Annotated in this window: 14 protein-coding genes; 7 read left to right on the top strand and 7 right to left on the bottom strand. The window is 38.8% G+C overall.

Translation table 11 applies throughout. The annotated features are described in order from the left end of the window. Nucleotides 1–5: 5 nt before the first annotated feature. Entirely contained in the window at nt 6–1,913 is a 1,908-nt protein-coding gene (locus FERPE_RS07310) for an anaerobic ribonucleoside-triphosphate reductase (RefSeq protein ID WP_041263445.1), read from the top strand. A 37-nt stretch (nt 1,914–1,950) separates the two neighbouring features. On the opposite strand, the gene mutS is transcribed toward FERPE_RS07310, so the two are convergent. Together mutS and tsaB are read right to left on the bottom strand one after the other, a co-directional pair. Then, entirely contained in the window at nt 1,951–4,440 is a 2,490-nt protein-coding gene (mutS, locus tag FERPE_RS07305) for a DNA mismatch repair protein MutS (protein WP_014451995.1), read from the bottom strand. A gap of 11 nt (nt 4,441–4,451) precedes the next feature. After that, on the bottom strand, nt 4,452–5,159 hold the full coding sequence (tsaB, locus tag FERPE_RS07300; RefSeq protein ID WP_245530403.1) for a tRNA (adenosine(37)-N6)-threonylcarbamoyltransferase complex dimerization subunit type 1 TsaB: 708 nt from the start codon (nt 5,157–5,159) through the stop codon (nt 4,452–4,454). A 150-nt stretch (nt 5,160–5,309) separates the two neighbouring features. Between tsaB and FERPE_RS07295 the strand changes: the two genes are divergently transcribed. The 4 genes from FERPE_RS07295 (at nt 5,310) to FERPE_RS07285 (ending at nt 8,896) form a co-directional block, all read left to right on the top strand. Continuing rightward, entirely contained in the window at nt 5,310–6,653 is a 1,344-nt protein-coding gene (locus FERPE_RS07295) for a GntP family permease (protein ID WP_014451993.1), read from the top strand. A 19-nt stretch (nt 6,654–6,672) separates the two neighbouring features. Further along, nucleotides 6,673–7,953 (top strand): glycerate kinase type-2 family protein, encoded by a 1,281-nt coding sequence (locus FERPE_RS07290; RefSeq protein ID WP_014451992.1) that lies wholly within the window; start codon nt 6,673–6,675, stop codon nt 7,951–7,953. Between the two features lie 70 nt (nt 7,954–8,023). Continuing rightward, nucleotides 8,024–8,173, top strand: coding sequence for a hypothetical protein (locus tag FERPE_RS10455; RefSeq protein WP_155804129.1), 150 nt, complete (start codon nt 8,024–8,026; stop codon nt 8,171–8,173). A 243-nt stretch (nt 8,174–8,416) separates the two neighbouring features. Then, the gene (locus tag FERPE_RS07285; protein WP_014451991.1) at nt 8,417–8,896 is read left to right on the top strand and encodes a single stranded DNA-binding domain-containing protein; all 480 of its coding nucleotides are present in this window, start codon (nt 8,417–8,419) and stop codon (nt 8,894–8,896) included. 58 nt (nt 8,897–8,954) lie between these two features. Here FERPE_RS07285 and galE read toward each other — a convergent pair whose 3' ends face one another. After that, nucleotides 8,955–9,944 carry a UDP-glucose 4-epimerase GalE gene (galE, locus tag FERPE_RS07280; RefSeq protein ID WP_014451990.1) on the bottom strand — a complete coding sequence of 330 codons (990 nt, stop codon included), beginning with the start codon at nt 9,942–9,944 and terminating at the stop codon, nt 8,955–8,957. A gap of 224 nt (nt 9,945–10,168) precedes the next feature. On the opposite strand from galE, the gene FERPE_RS07275 reads away from it, so the two are divergent. After that, complete coding sequence (locus FERPE_RS07275) at nt 10,169–11,386, top strand: IS110 family RNA-guided transposase (protein ID WP_014450884.1); 1,218 nt, start codon at nt 10,169–10,171, stop codon at nt 11,384–11,386. A gap of 72 nt (nt 11,387–11,458) precedes the next feature. Here the strand turns inward: FERPE_RS07275 and FERPE_RS07270 are convergent, their stop codons facing one another. Next, nucleotides 11,459–13,864 (bottom strand): ATP-binding protein, encoded by a 2,406-nt coding sequence (locus FERPE_RS07270; RefSeq protein WP_014451989.1) that lies wholly within the window; start codon nt 13,862–13,864, stop codon nt 11,459–11,461. Nucleotides 13,865–13,894: 30 nt separating this feature from the next. After that, nucleotides 13,895–14,962, bottom strand: coding sequence for a metallophosphoesterase family protein (locus tag FERPE_RS07265; protein ID WP_014451988.1), 1,068 nt, complete (start codon nt 14,960–14,962; stop codon nt 13,895–13,897). Nucleotides 14,963–15,090: 128 nt separating this feature from the next. Here FERPE_RS07265 and FERPE_RS07260 point away from each other — a divergent pair, with 128 nt between their 5' ends. Then, a complete protein-coding gene (locus tag FERPE_RS07260; RefSeq protein WP_014451987.1) occupies nt 15,091–16,101 on the top strand; it encodes a phospholipase C/P1 nuclease family protein in 1,011 nt (336 codons plus the stop codon). 12 nt (nt 16,102–16,113) lie between these two features. Here FERPE_RS07260 and FERPE_RS07255 read toward each other — a convergent pair whose 3' ends face one another. Together FERPE_RS07255 and FERPE_RS07250 are read right to left on the bottom strand one after the other, a co-directional pair. Continuing rightward, the gene (locus tag FERPE_RS07255) at nt 16,114–17,412 is read right to left on the bottom strand and encodes an IMP cyclohydrolase (RefSeq protein WP_014451986.1); all 1,299 of its coding nucleotides are present in this window, start codon (nt 17,410–17,412) and stop codon (nt 16,114–16,116) included. Between the two features lie 26 nt (nt 17,413–17,438). Further along, entirely contained in the window at nt 17,439–19,463 is a 2,025-nt protein-coding gene (locus FERPE_RS07250) for a methyl-accepting chemotaxis protein (RefSeq protein ID WP_014451985.1), read from the bottom strand. Between the last annotated feature and the right edge of the window lie 52 nt (nt 19,464–19,515).

The raw sequence follows: 19,515 nt of genomic DNA, 5'->3' as shown, positions 1-19,515 counted from the left end.
AAGACATGCTAAAAGCTTTCAGCTTTTCAGATGACTTTGTTGATGAAATTTCAAATGTGCCTGAAGAGTTTTTGGAATTGGAAGGTCTCAGCTGGCAACTGGATGTGGTGAAGTTTACTGAACATTTCTTCAATAATGGGATTTTGAATTCCACAATAGATGCGAACGCGAATGTAAGGAGCACGAATGTGTACACATACTTCAACGAGGTTGTGAAGCCATGGTCAAAATTGTATTCCATTTACTACATCTATGAACGTATGAAATCACTCTTTGGGCAAGAGGACGCAAAAAAATTCCTCAAATACCAAATGTATGGAGACATATACCTGCATGATGCTCACCATGCTGCATTCGAACCATATTGTTATGCTTACTCACTAAGACCAATTGTGGAAAAGGGATTGTTCTTCATTGACAGTATAAAATCAGTCCCTGCGAAGCACCTTTCTTCATACATCCAGCATGTGATTCAGTTTGTCATGTTTGCTTCCAACCAGCAATCAGGTGCGGTTGGTTTGCCTGACTTCTTTGTCTGGCTTGCTTACTTTTACAGAAAAGATTTAGAAAGCGGAGTAATACCAAAAGATAAGGCTCAGGAATATCTGCACCAGCACTTCCAGATATTCACATACTCCATTAACCAACCTATTAGAGGCACCCAATCACCTTATACAAACTTCACATACCTTGATAGGAATTACATCAGAACGATATTCGAAGGTGAGACATACCCTGATGGTTCGGCTATTACGGAATATGTGGAAGATATAATCTCCCTGCAAAAAGAATACTGGTTGTGGATATCTAAAGAAAGGGAAAAGCAGATGTTTACCTTCCCTGTATTAACAGCGTCTTTGCTCTACAAAGATGGAAAGTTTGTCGATGAGGATAGCGCACGGTTCATAAACAAAGTCAATATGAAATGGCAAGATACGAACTGGTACGTCTCTGATAGTATCGATGCAGTTGCCTCGTGCTGTAGGCTAACAAGTTCGACAAGGGAGTTAAAGTTCAAGATGGGACCTGATAAATTAGCGGGAATGGTCAATTCTATTGGTGGCTCTGATTTGAACATAGGTTCGTTCAAGGTGGTTACAATTAACCTGCCAAGAATTGCATTGGAAACCAAATCGAAAGAGGAGTTTATGCGAAAACTTCAAGAGAAAGTTATATTAGTTCAAAAAGTGCTTGCAACGATAAGAAATATTATCCAGGAAAGAATTCAGCAAGGTGTTCTCCCACTTTACAATTTGGGTTTGATGGATTTGAACAGACAGTACGGAACGGTTGGTATAAACGGATTGTATGAAGCTTTGGAGATAATGGGTTTAACCACAGTCGATATAGATGGAGTGAAATACACTAAAGAAGGGGAAGAGTTCGCAATTCAGTTGCTCGACGAAATCAGAGAGCTCAACGATAAAGCGTTTGAAAAGTATGGATTTACGTTCAATATAGAACAGGTTCCAGCCGAAAAGGCAGCAGTTACTTTGGCACGAAAAGACAGACTTATTTACGATACAGACTATGTTCTCTACTCAAACCAATGGTTACCTCTTACAACTGATACAGACATGCTCAACAGGATAAAATATTCAGGAATACTCGATAAAAAAGTCTCAGGTGGGGCTATATTGCATATAAACATCGACTCACCGTTCAGAAGTGAAGAAGAAGCATGGCGTATGGTGAATTTGGTTGCAAAGATGGGAGTGGTTTATTTCGCGTTTAATCAAAAGATAAGCGTATGTGAAGAAGGGCATGCGTTCTATGGTTCCAAATGCCCAACGTGTGGGAAAAACAAATCAGACGAATACATGAGAATAGTTGGTTATTTGGTGCCAGTTAGTTCGTTTAACAGCATAAGAAAAAAAGAAGAATACCCAAAGCGGGTATTCTACAAAGCATAAAGCACTATCCCCATCCCCCTTTGCTCTGCTAATTTAATCAAAACATTCTCAACTGTCCCTCTGGGACAGTTTTTTTCGTCGATTTTATTTTCTTCATCTGTCCTTCCTTCAAAATGCCCACTTTCTTTTCTATATCGCTCTTTTCAACGATTATATTCAGAATTTCTTTAGCCCTTTCAACAATGCTCTGTGGTAAGCCGGCAATAGCAGCGACTTCTATTCCGTAACTTCTATCAGCAACTCCTTCCACAACTTTGTGAAGGAAGATAACACCATCTGGAGTTTCTCTGACCTCGATAGTTAAATTTTTAATTCCTGGGTACATATCGGCCAACTCAGTCAGTTCTGTGAAGTGTGTGGCAAACACTGTTTTGCATTTCACTTCATTATATATATACTCGCTTATAGCCCACGCAATGCTTATTCCATCAAATGTGCTCGTTCCCCTTCCAACCTCGTCAAGCAAAACAAGGCTATTTTCAGTTGCTTTGTTGAGGATAAGCGCAACTTCACTCATCTCAGTTAAAAACGTGCTCTTTCCAGTGGATATATCGTCTCTTGCTCCCATACGAGTGAATATCCTGTCAAATACTGGAATCTTTGCAAAATTTGCGGGAACAAACGAGCCAATCTGCGACATCAACGCAATTAGTCCAATTTGCCTTATATACGTACTCTTACCACTCATGTTTGGACCAGTGAGTATGTACATTCTCAAGTTTTCATCCATGTAAGTATCGTTTGGAACGAATTCGTTAACGAACCTTTCAACGACAGGATGTCTACCTTGTAGTATTTCAAACTCTCCGTTTGAAAGAACAGGCCGGATGTATCCATAGAGTCTGGCTATGTAGGCGAACGATGTGTATATATCAATCCAAGCGAGTGTTTCAGATGTTTTTCTCAATGCCTCCGTGTATGTTTTTAGTTCGTCGCAGAGGTTTGCAAATATCAACTTTTCAAGTTCTTCCACACGTTCTTTCGCTGCCAATATCTTTTGTTCAAACTCTTTTAGTTTTGGGTTTGTGTAACGTTCTGCGTTGACGAGTGTTTGAAGTCGTGTGTAATCTTCCGGAGCATTTTTCGTTTGACCCTTCGGAATTTCGATGTAATACCCAAAGACGTTGTTAAACCCTACCTTCAACTTTTGAATACCCGTTCTTATTCGCTCTGTTTCTTCGAATTCTTTGAGTTTTTCGTTCGAATGATAAAGAAGTTCTCTGTATTCATCAAGTTCTTTGGATACACCTTCTCGGATGATTTTCCCTTCTCCTAAGTCTCCCTCTATTTCATCATTTAACGTGTTTTGAATTTTTTCTTTAACCACGCTTAAATCTGGTAGTTCTTCAACGAGGCTTATCAGGTTTTCATTACTTTCCAAAGCTTCCCGCAAAGGCTCGATAACTTCTAGTGTGTTCTTCAAACTGATTAAATCCTTTGGCTTTGCACTATCGTACTGGAGTCTGTTGATTATTCTCTCCAAGTCATACACGCCATCGAGGTATTCTCTGATTTCGTTTGTAAGCAAAGTATCTTCAAAGAATGCACTTACCATATCGTGTCTTTTCTCTATAGCTTTTCTATCTTTGAGCGGATGGAGAATTATCCACTTTAGGAGTCTTGCTCCCATGGGGGTTTTAGTTTTATTCAAAACATCGAAGAGGTTTTTTCCACGTTCACCTGGAATGAGTGACAGGTTCTCGATGGTAGAAGAGTCAAGCACCATGTAAATTGATTCATCAAGCACTCTTGGTGCTTTCAGCTTTGCTTGTTTGTTAAGTGTGTAGTTGAGGTATTTGATTGTTGCCCCCAGTGGGTAATGTGCTTCACCAAGTTCGAAATGTTCTATTGTTGCCAATCCGTACGCTTCTTTGATAGCATCGATTGTTCCTGTGTAATACCAATCATCCAGCCTGTCAATGAAGATTTTGATTCTATCTTTCAGTTTGGGATACAAACTTTCAGGGCAGATGATTTGGGAGATTTCATGTGTTTCAACAAAATCATAAAATTCTTCAAGGTTATCAAATTTCTTTACTATCACATCTCCTGTCGAAGTATCGGTGAGAACAGTGTACAATTCTCCTGCTTTTGTTTCGTAAACAGATGCCATGTAATTATTACTCGTTGTCAAAAGTTCGTCTTCGATAAGCGTTCCCGGGGTTATTACTCTTGTCACTTCCCGCTTAACGATACCCTTTGCAGTTGCAGGGTCTTCCATCTGCTCGCAAATTGCTACCTTGTAGCCACCATCTACGAGCTTTTTCAGATAATTATCCAGTGCATGGTAGGGTATACCTGCCATAGGGGCTTCCTGACGTTTTGTAAGCACAATGTTCAGCACCTTTGACACAACAAGTGCATCATCGAAGAATGCTTCATAAAAATCCCCAAGGCGGAAGAGCAAAATCGAATCTTGGTATTTCTTTTTTATATCAAGATATTGCTTCATCATGGGGGTTAATTTCATATCCTTAAGATTAGGGAAGAGAGCATCGGTTGAATTTGTTTCTGGACGATGAGCCATTGAACCACCTCTCATTTTTCCTGCATTTGTTGTAGTTGCCTTTGCTTTTTCTCAAAATTCAACTCAGCAATACTTTTTTGCAAATAAAGCGGCTCTATGTGCAGGGCATCGACAAAATTGTTTGAGTTTATTTCTTCAATAGTCAAGAGATATAGGTTTCTTGCACTTGGTAAATTGAATTCCGAGTACTTTGGTTCTTCAAGCACGATGCCGATATCCTTAAAATTCTCAGCCCCATCTCCAAGTATCAGTGCTGGTTTATTTGATACAACTTCTTTGAACTTTTCTCTTACCACATCTATAGATTCTATAAATGGTTCAACAATTGTTTGCAATTTGCCATTTTCGGAATGATATAACCCGGCGTAAAGATAACCTTCCCTTGCTTTTCTGACAACTCCGATGTATCCGTTGAACATTAAGGCATTCATTGCGATAAGCTTCAGCGAGCTTATCTGAACGAACTTTTTTTTAATTCCCAAACCAAGGCAAAAAGATATACCAACCCGGAGCCCTGTTAACCCTCCAGGTCCAATTCCTATTCCAATAACATCTAAATTGGCAAAATCCACTTCTTTCATCTTTTCAACTACCTGAGACACTTGAATACCATGCTTGGCTTTTGTATCGAGCTCAATCATTATCTTTTTTTCTTCATCAAAATAACAGGCAACAACCCGTGGTGTAGATGTATCGATCGAGAAAACCTTCAACGTCATTCCTCCTTGTCTTCCGTAGCTTTTTATGTTGTCTTACACATTATTTTATCACAGTTGGTGAGCAAAATCTATTTCTAAATGTCAATTTTTTCATTCCTTCGCACAGCGGTGGTATAATAAACTTGAACTCTTTGCAAGGGGGGAAGTAGTATGGGAGTGTGGCTGGTTGTCCTGTTGTTGCTTTCGATAGTTTTTATCGTTTACTCCACGGTTAGGTGGAAACTCCATCCTTTTTTGGCACTTATATTTGCTGCGTTTTTATATGGCCTACTTTCCAAGATGAGACTTGCTGATGTGGTAAAGTCGATAACCGATGGTTTTGGAGGGACTGTTAGTTCCATAGGTATTGTTATTGTTGCTGGAACTATTATCGGCGTTTTTCTTGAAAAGTCTGGAGGAGCTTTCACCATGGCGGAGTCCGTCTTAAGAGTAACTGGAAAGAAAAACGTCCCACTTGCTATGAGTATTATCGGATACATCGTCTCAATACCTGTGTTTTGTGATTCGGGATTTGTTATAATCAGCCCGCTCAACAAAGCATTAACAAAAAGAGCCAATCTTAGCTTAGCTGCAACGGCAATTGCTCTTAGTTTAGGATTATATGCGACACATACTATGGTTCCACCCACACCCGGACCAGTTGCGGCGGCGGGTGCGTTAGGGGCAGACCTTGGATTAACGATTCTCATGGGGCTAATTGTCTCGATTCCAGCCATAATCGTTGGTTGGTTGTTTGCAGTAAAGTTTGCTGCCAGGGTTCATATAGATCCTGAGCCTGAACTTACTGAAGAAGAAATTGAGCAGAAAATGAAAGAAGCCCCGAGCTCTTCCAAAGCATTCTTACCTATTGTCGTTCCAATAGTTCTCATACTTTTGAAATCGGTTTCGGATTTTCCAACAAAACCTTTTGGTGAAGGAGCTTTAAAAGAATTCATAGGCTTTATCGGGCACCCGGTTACGGCTTTAATCATTGGTGTACTGATAGCGCTCAGTTTGCCCAAAAAGCTGGTTAAGGATATGCTCTCTATGAGTGGATGGGTAGGACAAGCTGTTACACAATCAGGTGTTATAATCCTTATCACTGCCGCTGGAGGTGCATTTGGCAAGGTTTTACAAAACTCTGGCATAGCGAACGTGATTGGTCAATCTCTGGCAGCTGCAAATTTGGGAATGTGGTTGCCGTTCATAATTGCCGCTGCAATTAAGACAGCGCAAGGTTCGTCAACTGTTGCGATAATCACTACATCATCACTTCTTGCACCACTCATGGATTCTCTCGGATTTGTTTCACCTTTGGCAAAGGCACTAACGGTAGTAGCAATCGGAGCAGGTTCTATGGTTGTATCCCATGCTAACGATAGTTACTTCTGGGTAGTGACGCAATTCTCAAAAATGGATGTCAAAACTGGGTACAAATTGCAGACGTTGGGTACCTTACTCGAAGGTTTTACAGCGGCAGTTACTGTCTGGGTTATAAGCCTTTTCGTAATTTAAAGTTAGGGGAGTGCTATATTTGGGAGACAGAAACTTAAGAGAGGATATAAAGAGAATAATTGAGAAAGTTAAACAAGAAATTCTTCCAGACAGCACAGTCAAGTTTTGGTTGGAGAAAAACATTTCCAAATTTCAAGATTTAAAAGGTAACTTGTACGATGTCGCCATTGGAAAAGCTGCATGGCGTATGGCAAAGGCAACTAATGAAATGCTTAGAGAAAGAATTAGCGACAAGGTTATTCATGGAGTAGTTGTAACAAAATACAACCATTCCGAGGGAAGTATTGAGAATTTTGAAATTTACGAGGCAGGGCATCCCATTCCGGATGAAAACACATTGATAGCAACCAAAAGAGTTTTTGAATTGACGAACAACCTCAAGGAAAGTGATATGGTTCTCTTCCTTATTTCTGGTGGGGGGTCTGCTTTATTCGAACTGCCGATGGAAGGAATTACCCTTGAAGAAATCCAGCAGCTGAACGAACAACTTTTAAAAAGTGGTGCAAATATAGTGGAGATAAACACTGTTAGAAAGCATCTGTCGAAAGTAAAAGGTGGAAGGTTTGCTCAGCATGTCTACCCAGCAAAAATCATTTCTCTTGTGCTATCTGATGTTTTGGGTGACAGGCTTGATAGCATTGCGTCTGGTCCTGCGTATCCGGATGCAACAACATCTCAGCAAGCGATTGAGGTGCTGAGAAAGTATAACATAACGGTGAGTGATAAAATCCTAAAAGCGTTGGAGCAGGAAACTCCAAAAGAATTATCAAATGTTGAAACGTTCGTAATCGGCAGTGTAAAGGTTGCCTGTGAAAGCGCTGAAAAAGTTGCAAGTGAACTTGGATATACCCCCCTTATTCTTACAACTACACTCGATTGCGAGGCAAAAGAAGCAGGAAGATTTCTGGCTTCCATAGCAAAGGAGATAAAAAACTACGACAGACCGGTGAAAAAACCAGCAGCGATAATACTCGGTGGAGAAACTGTTGTGAAAGTAAGAGGAAATGGAAAAGGCGGGAGAAATCAAGAACTGGCTTTATCTTTTGCACTTGCAGTAGAAGGGCTTGAAAACGTCGTACTTTGCAGTTTCGGAACGGATGGAACAGATGGACCAACTGATGCTGCAGGTGGGATTGTTGATGGACAAACAGCTCAAAAAATAAGGAAAGTAGGTCTTTCTCCAGAAAACTTTTTGGAAAACAACGATTCATATAACGCGCTCAAAATCGCAGGAGATTTACTGCTCACAGGACCAACAGGGACAAATGTGAATGACCTTATCGTTCTGCTTGTTGGGTAACTGTAAAGGTACAATAGAATGAAGATCGGTCCTTGTGAAGTCATTTTTTAAATAGGCTTATACGAGCTTTATGCAAAGACTTAAAGATGGGCAATTAACAAACGAGGATGTAAGTTTGATAATCAACAACCTTCCGTTCATTGTTTTGAGTATAGACCCGGATAATCCAAACGTGGGGCTTAGGTTCCAACTCAACAACGATGGGAACCTAAAGGTTTGAAACAAAAGTTTGAGGATATGCTTAAGGCTAATCAAAGATAGTGTTTAGTATTTTAAGCGCCAAGATAAAATAGACCATCCAAAGCAAGCCGAGAGAATCGGCTTGCTTTTTTTATTTTCTAAGCAAACTTTCAGGAAACTACAAGGACATTCTAAGGTTTGCTGAGTACAATTGCATTGTCCTTTGTAAGAAAGGACGAAAAACGAAAAAGAAAACTACAAACTTAAAAGGAGGTTGATAGGTATGAAAAAGTTCTTGGTAGTTTTAACGGCAGGTGTGCTTTTGGTAGGTAGTATTTTTGCATTTGGTCCAGCTAGATATCAGTCAGCAACTACTCAACAAACGCAGGTTCAGCAAAGCGTGCAAACAAGGCTCTACAGAAACTTACCAGAAGGAACAACACTCGGTGAGACGCAAACATTCAAAGGGACGGTCAAGGAGTACACATGGGATGTAAACAACGGCTTTACCCTCAAAGTGCAAGTTGGAGATGTGGTGTACGATGTCCACGCAGGACCAATATTCAAATCAGTAGAACTTAAAGCAGGACAGTCGATAGAAATAGTTGGAAAGTTAGCAACAACGCAGACAGGGAAGTTCATAGTGGCTGAAAAGGTTACGGTAGATGGAAAAGTTATCGATACGGCAAGTTTGAAAGGACCAAAAGGGCAAGCATTTAGGACAGCCAAAAGACCAGCACGGGCAAGAGGATACAGAAGATAATCCAACAAAAGACAGGAAGAAAAAAGGCTTCGGTAAAAACCGAAGCCTTTTTGTTATGTTACTTGTTTTTGCAAAAATCTTTTCTCAATTTTCTATGCCAGTTCCAAGCGGTTTTTATAATAGCCTCGAGGTCGTATTTTGGTTCCCAATTGAGTATTTTTCTTGCTTTTTCGTTATCGGCGATTAAATATGCTGGGTCACCTGGCCTTCTGCCAGTTTCTTCGACTTTAAAATCAATCTTTGTGATTTCTTTGACTTTTTCTATGACTTCCCTAACGGAGTATCCTGAGCCATTGCCAAGGTTGAAGTAATCGGTTTTGTTTTCGCTCATAAGGTATTCTAAACCCTTTATATGCGCGTCTGCTAAGTCGTTAACGTGGATGAAATCTCTTATGCAAGTGCCATCTTTTGTCTCGTAATCTGTTCCGAATATCTTGATGCTTTCTCTCACTCCGCAAGCAGCATCGAGTATTAAAGGGATTAGATGTGTTTCTGGTTCGTGCGCTTCTCCAATTTCCAAAGACTCATCAGCGCCCGCTGCGTTGAAATATCTGAAGCGAATGCTTTTCAAACCGTATGCTTGGTCGTAGTCTTCGAGTATTTGTTCAACCATGTACTTGCTTCTACCGTAGGGGTTAATTGGTGCTTTTGGGTCGTCTTCTTTTATGGGGATACGCTCTGGCATGCCATATACTGCAGCAGTTGATGAGAATACAAAGTATTTTACGTTGTGTTTGAGCATAGCGTTCAGTAATGTAATAGTGTTTGAAACGTTGTTTTTATAATATTTGTTCGGGTCTTTGACTGATTCTCCTACCTCGATGTAAGCGCAAAAGTGCATTACAGCTTCTATGTTGTAGTTAGTGAATACCAAATCAAGCAAACTTTCATCTGCGATGTCACCTAGTATGAATTCGCCATATTTTGCAAAGCTACGATGTCCATGAGAAAGGTTGTCCAGTATGATTACATCGTATCCCTTCTCTTTTAGCATTTTGCAGACATGTGAACCTATGTATCCTGCGCCTCCGGCTACTAAAATTGCCACGATATCTCCTCCTACGTAAAAGTATGGTATAAATATTTTAGTCAAAAAATAGGCAGGGCAGGACGACTTAGTGTCCCTTGGCTTTCAAGCCATTACGGGAGTCTGTCGCCTGCCTTTAACCATGATAAGTTGGTTGGGTTTTTAACCCTCGTCACACTGGAGGTTTGGTTCAGCAGGCCCCTGCCCTCGCCTTTTAACCTATTCAATCGAAAGGAGGTTTTAGTATGTCTCAAAACTTCTCCATCTTTGTCGGTATTGACATCTCCAAGCATAAGTTCAACGCCTGTGCTATCCAAAATCCTAATTCTATCATCTTCGAATCTGCTTTCGATATGTCCAAACAAGGGTTTTCCTCCTTTGTTCAAAAGCTCTCCGTTTTCCCTAAGTCTTCTGTCCTTATCGCTATGGAGTCTACTGGCTGTTACCATCTTAACCTTCTTTCTTTCCTCTCTCTCAATGATTTCTCTTGTGTCGTTCTTAATCCTTTGCTTGTTAACAAATCTCTTCCCGTTGGGCTTAGGAAAACTAAAACTGACAAAATCGATGCTCGCTCTATTGCTCTTACCATCTTCTATACCCATCACATTCTTCCTACTTCTTCTTTCCTCAACTCAGATTTTCGGGATATTGCAAGGAAAAAGGAAAGCATCACTCATCAAATCTCAAGAGTCAAAAACGACATCGAAAAGCTTCTTTCTCTCCTCTTCCCTGAACTTGAAAAAGTGACCAACATCTACAATGATGCTATCTTGGATTTGCTTTCTTCTTTCCCTTCTGCTAAAGCTATCCAAAAAGCCTCCATTGATTCTCTACGTGTTTTCTTTTCAAAAACAATCGGTAGAAAGTTAAAACTTACCCCAGAAACTCTTAAAGAGCTTGCTAACAACTCCATCGCTCAGTATTGGCCAGTGAAAGAGAAGATTCTTATTCAAACTATCAAGGAACTTCGATTTTTACAACAGCAACTTAATGAGTTTGATGAGATGCTCAAAGAATATTGCAAATGTGCTTCGCTTAATCAAGATGTTGAAATACTCACGTCCATTGACGGAATTGGTGAAAATAGCGCACTGTATTTTCTTGCCGAAGTTGGCGATATTTCAAGATTTAGCACTTACAAAAAACTAATTGCCTATTGTGGGCTTGACCCAAGCGTAGATGAATCAGGCAAACACAAAGGAGAAAGCCGTATATCCAAAAGGGGCAATGCACACCTGAGACGAATAATTTGGCTGATGAGTGTGAATGTAGTGAGACACAACGAATATTTTAAAGCATATTTTCAAAGAAAACGAGCGCAAGGGTTAGTATACAAAAAAGCGATGATGAGTGTAGCGCACAAATTGCTAAGGACGATATTTGCTATGATGAAAAAGCGCGAGAAATTCAACATCGATCATACATTTTCGTCTTCTACTCAAAATTTAATTTTACATAGTTGACTCCCGTGTTTTTGTATATTTCGAGCTCGCCGTTTTAAATTCTATCATTTACTTTTTTTGGTGTCACCTTTCCTATATAAATTCCTCAAGTTTGATAATATCGATACCGATTTTTTCACCTATTTCAATAACTTCGTCTTTTGCCGTGAAATACAGAAACTGCCAGCCTTGATTTGATAAGTCCACAAGCTTTTTGATTTGTTTTTCAAGACGGTTTCTGTCGTATTTTACGAACGGGTCATCGAGGATAAAGAAGGCTTTTTCACCGCTGTTTTTTCCAAAGAGATGTTCTGCAAGTGCGAGTCTAATAGAAAAGTAAAGTTGGTCGTAAGTGCCTGCTGAGAGTTGTTCGGGTGTAAATTCGATTCCGGATATATCTTTGACTTTTATTTTGCCGCTACCTTGGTTACTTTCGTATGCGACATCTACGTAACGTCCATCAGTAATCTCTGTGAAGAGCTTTATTAGGTTGCTTTGTTTGAAGATGTCGGATATGTTTTTCTTTTCTTCCTCCTCGGTTTCTTGGAGTATCTTAAGAGCGGTTAGTTCGATTTTCTTTCGTTTATCCATGCAGGTAATTAACTTCTCAAGTTGTGATTTAAGTTTTTCAAGGTGTGATTTGTATACAACGTCTGGTATTTCGTCGAATAGACTGTCTATTAGCTTTGATTCTTGGACTTTAATGAGGATAAATTTCATATTCTCTTGCTGTTGTCTTTGATTGTTTTTTAGGATTTCCAGTTCTTTTTGGAGTTGGTCAATTTTACTTTTTATCGCTTCCTCTGATTCGACTAATTCGACAGGTTCTCTTGTTTCTTTGGTTTCTTTTGATTTGCTGATACTGAGCTCCTTCAGATAATTGTGTATAATATCTTTTAGGTTTTCTAAGTTTCGAATTGCGTCCGTATCGAACAGTTCTGGTAAGTCGTTTGGAAGTTCGTTAAACTTAACAGCGAAGGTTTTCAATTTCGTGAGGATTTGGGATTTTAGTGCTTGGTACTGTCCTTCGAGTTTTGATTTTTCGTCAAGTTTTTGTCTTAATTCATCAGGTGATTTTACAGATAATAGATTTAATAGTTCCTCCCTCTCTCTTTGAGCTTTTGAAAGTGCGTTTTGCTGACTTTCGAGTTCGGTGTGTAAACTACTTTTGCTATTTTCAATTTCGATTTGACTTGTTCTGAGTTGGCTTTCTCTTTGGAGGATTTCTTTGTACTGTGATTCAGCTTCCAGGCATCTGGCTTTAACTTCAGTAACATCATTGAATGGCATTCTGAAAAGTTCGGTTGCATCTTTTAGAATTTCTCTCAGAGTTTGTTCCACGTTGTTGATTAATTTAACTGCTTCGAAAGTTTTTAACAGCATGAAGATAGAAATTCCATAGAAAAGGGAAGAAAGCGCGCTTTTGAGGACAGCCCCTGGTGCGAAGACAAGAGAAAATGTTCCAGCGATGAGCATAAAGATAGTTAAAATGAGCCAGAGAGTTTTGTTGCGTTTTAACTGTTCAAACCTTGAATCTTGTGATTCGTAAATCAAAATTTTTTCCTTTATTTTTGCTGCAATTTCGGATTGTTCTCGTATCCTTGGAATGTTCTTTTGTATATCCGATAGCTCGCTTGTAATTTTTGTGAGAGATTCTTTTGTTTGTTCCGCTCTTTTTGTTAGTTCTTCTACCCTTGCCTCATGGTTTTTGATTTCGTTTTCGAGTTCGATTAGTTTTTGCAATTTTTCGCTTGTGTAAGGTTCGTATTCTTTTAGCTTTTCTACCACCGACTCGAGTTTATGGATATCTTCTAGTAGTTCGTTGCAAAGGTTTTCTTGTTTCACAATTTCCAAAGTGTTTAGTTTTTTCTTCAATAGTTCGATTTCCGATTGTATTTTTGTTATTTTTTCTTCTATTTCGAAGTAATCGGCACTTTCAAGAGAAGGTAATAGTGCATTTATTTCTTGGATTACAGCCCTTGCTTTTTCGTAGCGCTGTTTGTACCTTGCGTCTTTTTGGTCTTTAAATATTCCGCTTTCTGTGATGATACTGTTTTCCAAAATTCTTGCTCTAATGGACTGAATTTCTGATATCCTTGAACCTACCAGTTTCTCAGTGACTATGCTGTATATGTCTGATTCTTTGCTTTTTTGAGGGGTTTCGATACTCAAATCGCTGTTTCGAATGATGATTGTGTTCTTCAGTTCTTCGTGGGATAAATTGAACTGTCTTAAAAATTCTCCATTTTCTACACGAACTGACCTCTCACCATCTTCCAAGATGAGATAACCAGCGGGAAATTCTTTTACTCGGTCAATGTTTTCGTAATATTTTTCCTTTGCCTCTTTTTTACCGACAAGTATTTTCAGAATGGCCTCTATTGTTAACGTCTTTCCACTTTCGTTTTTTCCGTAGAATATTGTGAAATTACCCAGCTGGAATGATTTTGAAAGCATTATAGGCCCGTATTTCCTAATGTGGAATTCTTTTATTCTCACAATAGTTCCCCTCCCGGTAGGAGTTTATTTTCATATCATAGCGTTAATGAATATCTCGATGAGTTGTCTTTTGTCTTCTTCGTTGAGTTCTTCATCGTTTATTTTTCGAACCTTCTCGAGTATTTTTTCGAATATCGGGTTGTTGCTAAGTCTTCCCAGGTCCTTTGCTAAAAATTCGACTTCAGATTTTGTGTTGAAGTTTTTCGCAAGCGTTTGTAGTTTGTAGTTTAATTCTGATTCGCTAAGAGCGTGTTTCGCACCATCGAAGTGACCGGTTATTTTAAAGATGGGTGAGCAGTTTGGTGGGATGTTGAAGCTTTTTAGTTCTTCTGTGAATTTGTTGATGGGATTGTGGTCATCAAATATGCTTAGTCTGATTTCGAATTCTTCGTAATAGAATGATTCGATCTCTAATTCTTTTGGCTCTTTGCCTACTTCCAGTAGATTAACTTTTCTTTTGCCCCTTTCTTTTTTTGTGATAGATACGGGTGAACCGGAATAAACAAAGAATTTATCAGAGGCTTTCAATATGCTGAGTTTTGTGTGAAAATGCCCTGCCAGAATATACTGAAAATTAAGTGATTTGAAGATATTCAAATCTATAGGCATGTAACGACCTCTTTCACCAAAGTCGTCAGGTTCATAGAATGGTGCTATCAGCTCTCCATGGAAAAGTAGGATGTTTGGCTTGGTGTGAGATGTATATGTGTTAGCTTCGTGAATTATCTTAATTGTTTCCTTAGAAGATGAGTATTCCTTCTTAAATGGAATGGCGATTATTTTCACATCACCAAATTCAAAGACATTGTTTTCACTCGAGATAATAGTGACGTTGTTTCCAAGATAAAGCCCGTCTTCGTAGAATTTTTCATCATGGTTGCCGGGAAGAATTAAAGTTTGAAAAGATGCTTGCGAGAATATTTTTCTTAGCTTTTCGTAACTTTTCATGGCGTCTTCCTTGCTATCAAATAAGTCTCCGCAGATTACCAAAACATCAACTGAATTCTCCTTTGCTTTGTTCACTATGAGTTCAAGTGCTTCCCATCTTTCAGGTGTGTCCGTTCTTAGATGCAAATCGGATGTATGAAGAATTTTCACGGCAATCACCTCGGTGTATTTTAATGATTGTTTTTAAGTATACACATGTATTATAACACCCAGGTTGGCATTTTCTGACATTTCTGATGGTATAATCATGATACAAGAAGTTAAGGAAGGTGTTTTTGATGAAGAGTTATATAATATTGATTACGATTGTAATGGTGCTCCTGGTATCCTCTTGCATAATTTTAGCATGGGGAGGTCACGATGTTTTCACGTTTTTGGTTGTTACATCTATTCCGGAATTTGATTATCAAAGGCTTGTTGAGATAAGGCAATACACTTATTTGGAGAAACGAGCTTACAATGGACAAAGGTATGTGACAGAAGATCTTATCCTGACGGATAAGGCAAGGATAAATATTGACGAAGATTTGGTAAGAAAAAGTGGAATAAGCTTTTCGCCAAATCAACTTGTTCAAGATGGTAGACTTCCTGTATGGGCTGTATTTCTTGTATATGCTTGCTTCCCAGATAACGGTATGGATTTTGTTGAACAATCAGAGATTTTAAGAAACTTAATCGGAGATACACAAGCGAATAGGCATGCATATCTGAAGGTTTCATTCTTTGAATACTTTGAGGGTGATAAATCTTTCTTGCACTTTGTCAGGATGTCACGTGAAGCTTTTAAAAAGGGAGATGAGTATTGGGGCTACAGGTTTCTTGCGTACGCTCTTCATTATCTCGAAGATTTAATGCAACCATACCATGTCAGACCTGGAACGGTTCCAGAACTTATCCAATATATCTTCGATCCGAAAATCAGAAAATTTCTTAGAAATGCGCATAGCACGTACGATCGTTATATGACTTTCTTGCTAAATAGTTCAAAATATAAAGAGGAGTTCCGACAGATGATAAGGGATGCAAAGCCTTTGATACTGCCGGTTTCAGATGAACAACTGATATATGAAGCGATAATGTATTCCTACTCGATGTTTTTTGATATTCATGCGGAAGTTAAAAGGGTTTTTGGACAGATACTATACGAAAGAAAAGCATCCATGGAAGATTTCAAAAGAGCGGAAGAAAAAGGAGAATTAGGTAGGTTGTATGAATTAACAAAAAAGCTTGCGAGCGTGCTCGCAAGCCTGACTAAGGGGGTTATTTTGAAAACCGTCTCATTGAACTAATGGCTTTTAATTTCAGAAAGTGAAAATGTTAATAGCCCTTTCACCACAAATTTTTGTGAACAAACTATCAATTTCCGCGTTCGTATAGATATTTAGTATCTTGGTTCCCATCTTTTCGGTCATAATTAGAAGTCTTTCAAGGATTTCCAATGCATTGTTTGTACATATTTCAAATTTGAAGAATCCATCATCTTGCTCAGCGATTAATGTGTTCTTTGGCATGAAGCTTAGGAGTAGTTGGAAGACATTCCACGGTTTTACAATTTTTTTCAACATCATATTTCCAACCATCTGTGCAATCGGTATTTTATCAACTTCAGTGATATCGATTGTGTAAGAAAATCTAATTAGTTCTTTTCCTTTGAGCGTATCTTTTGCGTATTCTTCATCCTCGATTTCTTCAAATGCGATTGTGGTGAATGTACTTTCTCTGAGTTTCCTCGCCATGTCGTTTGTAAGTTTTCTCAAAACAAGCGTTGACCCTGTAAGGTCGCATATTCTTCCTCCAGAGGCTTTTAAGTTGACCATGGAGAGCGGAAGTGAGTCATTAAATCCAATAACCAAATCTGGTTCACTTGCAACAACAATGGCTCCCAGTGTTATTGCAGTGGCTTGTTTTGTGTATTTACTGAGCTTTACAAATTTTTCGTTCACGTCGTCGAGGATTTCATAGCTAGTTTGAGGACTGGAGAATTTTTCAAATGTCATGTGTTCATATTTTTCAGAAGCGAATAGTTCCGAGAGAACTTTATGGATTGTGGCATCGTATTTCATGGTGTAATAAAATGCCTTAAGAGCGAACATTCTTCTATCGTGAAGAGGAATGTCCCCACAAGAATCTATCAATTTTATGATTTTTTGGTAATCGTTTGGGTCACACACAACGACTACGTTTCTGTGGTTTTTTGCGGCTGCTCTTAACAGTGCAACGCCGCCGATATCGATGTTTTCTATTAAAGTATCTTCGTCGCGTGTCTGTTTTTGAACTTCTTCAAATGGGTACAAGTTAACGACTACCATATCAATAGGAACGATGGAGTGTTCTTCTAAGTCTGCGATATGGGACTGTTCATCGAGGTTAGCAAGAATAGCGCCGAAAATAAAAGGGTGCAAAGTTTTTACGCGACCACCAAGGATTTCAGGAAAGCCTGTTACTTCTGAAACTTGCTTCACAGGGATACCTGCATCTGCCAAAAGTTTTGCCGTTCCACCTGTGCTTATTATCTCCACACCTCGAGCATGGAGTTCTTTCGCAAATTCAACAACACCGGTCTTATCAGAGACACTTATCAAAGCCCTTTTGATATTCACGAAAAAGTCACCCCCACGTTGATTTTTCAAATTTTCAAAGCGTTTTGAACCTCCACGATTTGGTTCATGATGATGGAGAATGTTTCTTCTATCTTCTTTTGTGTTTCGCCAAATAAATCTAAAGCCTGCTTTAATTCTTCTGAGATTTTTGTTATCTCGTATATGCTGTCTTTTAAATTGCTGATTTCAGACGACTGTTTTTCAAATGTTTCTTCTACTTTCTCGAAATCTTGGGTTAGCAACTGTACGCTATCAAAGAATCGGTAAATAGCTTCCGAGAACTTTCTGTTACTTTCGCTTATGATTTCTACATTTTTAAACAAATTGAGCAGTTCTGCTGAAAAACCTTCAAATCTGTTTGAGATAGATGTGATGTTGTTTTCTATTCGTTCTGCGAACTCAGATGCCTCGTTTGCCAGTTTTCTAATTTCATTCGCAACTACCGCAAAGCTTTTTCCTGCTTCTCCAGCTCTTGCTGCTTCGATAGATGCATTGAGGGAGAGTAAGTTGGTTTGAACTGCTATGGATTTTATAAGGTTCGAAATGTCTTTTATTTTTGCAAAGTCATTGTAAAGCTCATCGAATGTTGATTTCAATTTATTGCTCATTTGATTAAAGTTTGTGACTATATTTTCGATTTCGGAAAAGTTTTCTTTGCTGCTTTCCGATATAGAGATAATATCGGACATAACTTTATCTGATTTACCAACGGTTTCTTCCAGCAAAGAAGAGGTTTTTACCATTTCATCTAAGAAACTTTCGAAGTATTCAACCGTGTTTTGCAGTTTCTCAAGAGTGTTTCCTGCATTTTGCACCGAAGAACTGAGGTTTTTATATAGTGCTTCGATTTCTTCAAAGTACTTTACAGAAGATGCTGAAAGTTCGTTCACTTTATCCCTTGAAGCGACGAGGTTTTGGATGTAGTTTGTTTGTTCATCCATAAGTTTGCTGATAGCTTCGTTCATGCTTTGTGTATTCCTAAAGACTTCTATAGTTCTTGCCGAAACGTATATAGCTATGGTGAGCCCAAAGAAAACTTGACCTATGTTGAAGAACATAAATTCTATCTTAACAATGTTGGCTACAGAAAGTAATGACAAGAACGTTGCACCTATAACAGCTGAGAATCCAAAGAGTATCAATTGTTCTTGTTTGGTCTTGACTCGTTTAACAAGTATTACAAGAACCGACAAGAGTAAAATGAGTGAATAGAGATAGAAAATTGCATAGGAATTTTTTAGCTGTGTCATGCTTCGGGCTAAGATTACCGGGAGAAACAGCAACCAATAAAGCAAAATGTAAACCTTTTCAAGTTTCGTAGGCCGTCTTTTGAAAATTTCGTTTGTGAATAGATATGCAAAATACATACTGAGTGCTGCTCCCAGTATGGCCAGTTTTTTCCAGAGTATGAAAGGATGCAAAAACAGGTTCATCTCATCTATACTCGTCAATAATGGTGAGATTACCACTATGGCTCCATATAAGAACGTCTTTTCTTTGAGAGCAAGCGCTAATAAAAGCACGATAATGAAAAGACCTATCATGAAGCCTGAGCCTAAGTAAAACATCGACTCTTCAATAAGGTTAGCACGTTCGATGAATTTGATAATATCATCATGTTCGCCTATGTAGAATTTTCGTTCAATACCACCATTTGAAATGAAGGAAAGCTCAATGATAACGTCTCCTTGTAAGGGTAGAGCAAAATACCTATGCCATGGATTGACGCTCCCTTTGTCTGACGAAATAGAATAGATTAACATACCATTCTGGTAGACCTTTACATACTGATTAGCTGTTACCGAAAAAGCTAAGGTTTTTCCTTTGTATTTGGCTCCATCTATCTTGATTTGCATGGTGTAATGGTTGTTCTCTTTGTCTGCAACGAAGTAAGGGAATGGCTTTTCTTCGCCATTAACTATAACTTTTGCATCATTAAATTCCTCTATTCCTGGAACGTTTCTGTAAGCCCCCATGAATGCAACTATCAAGGATATGGTAAGCAAACCAAGCAAAGCTATAAGTATGTTCTTTGTCAAAAAAGTTTTCATATGCCCCCCTCCTCGACAACATTTACCTGCTGTTAGTGGTGATATAGGGGTT

This window comes from Fervidobacterium pennivorans DSM 9078, from assembly GCF_000235405.2.
GTDB classification, from domain to species: domain Bacteria; phylum Thermotogota; class Thermotogae; order Thermotogales; family Fervidobacteriaceae; genus Fervidobacterium; species Fervidobacterium pennivorans.
Note: the sequence above shows the minus strand (reverse complement) of the source record. Positions and strands in the feature narration are given on the sequence as shown.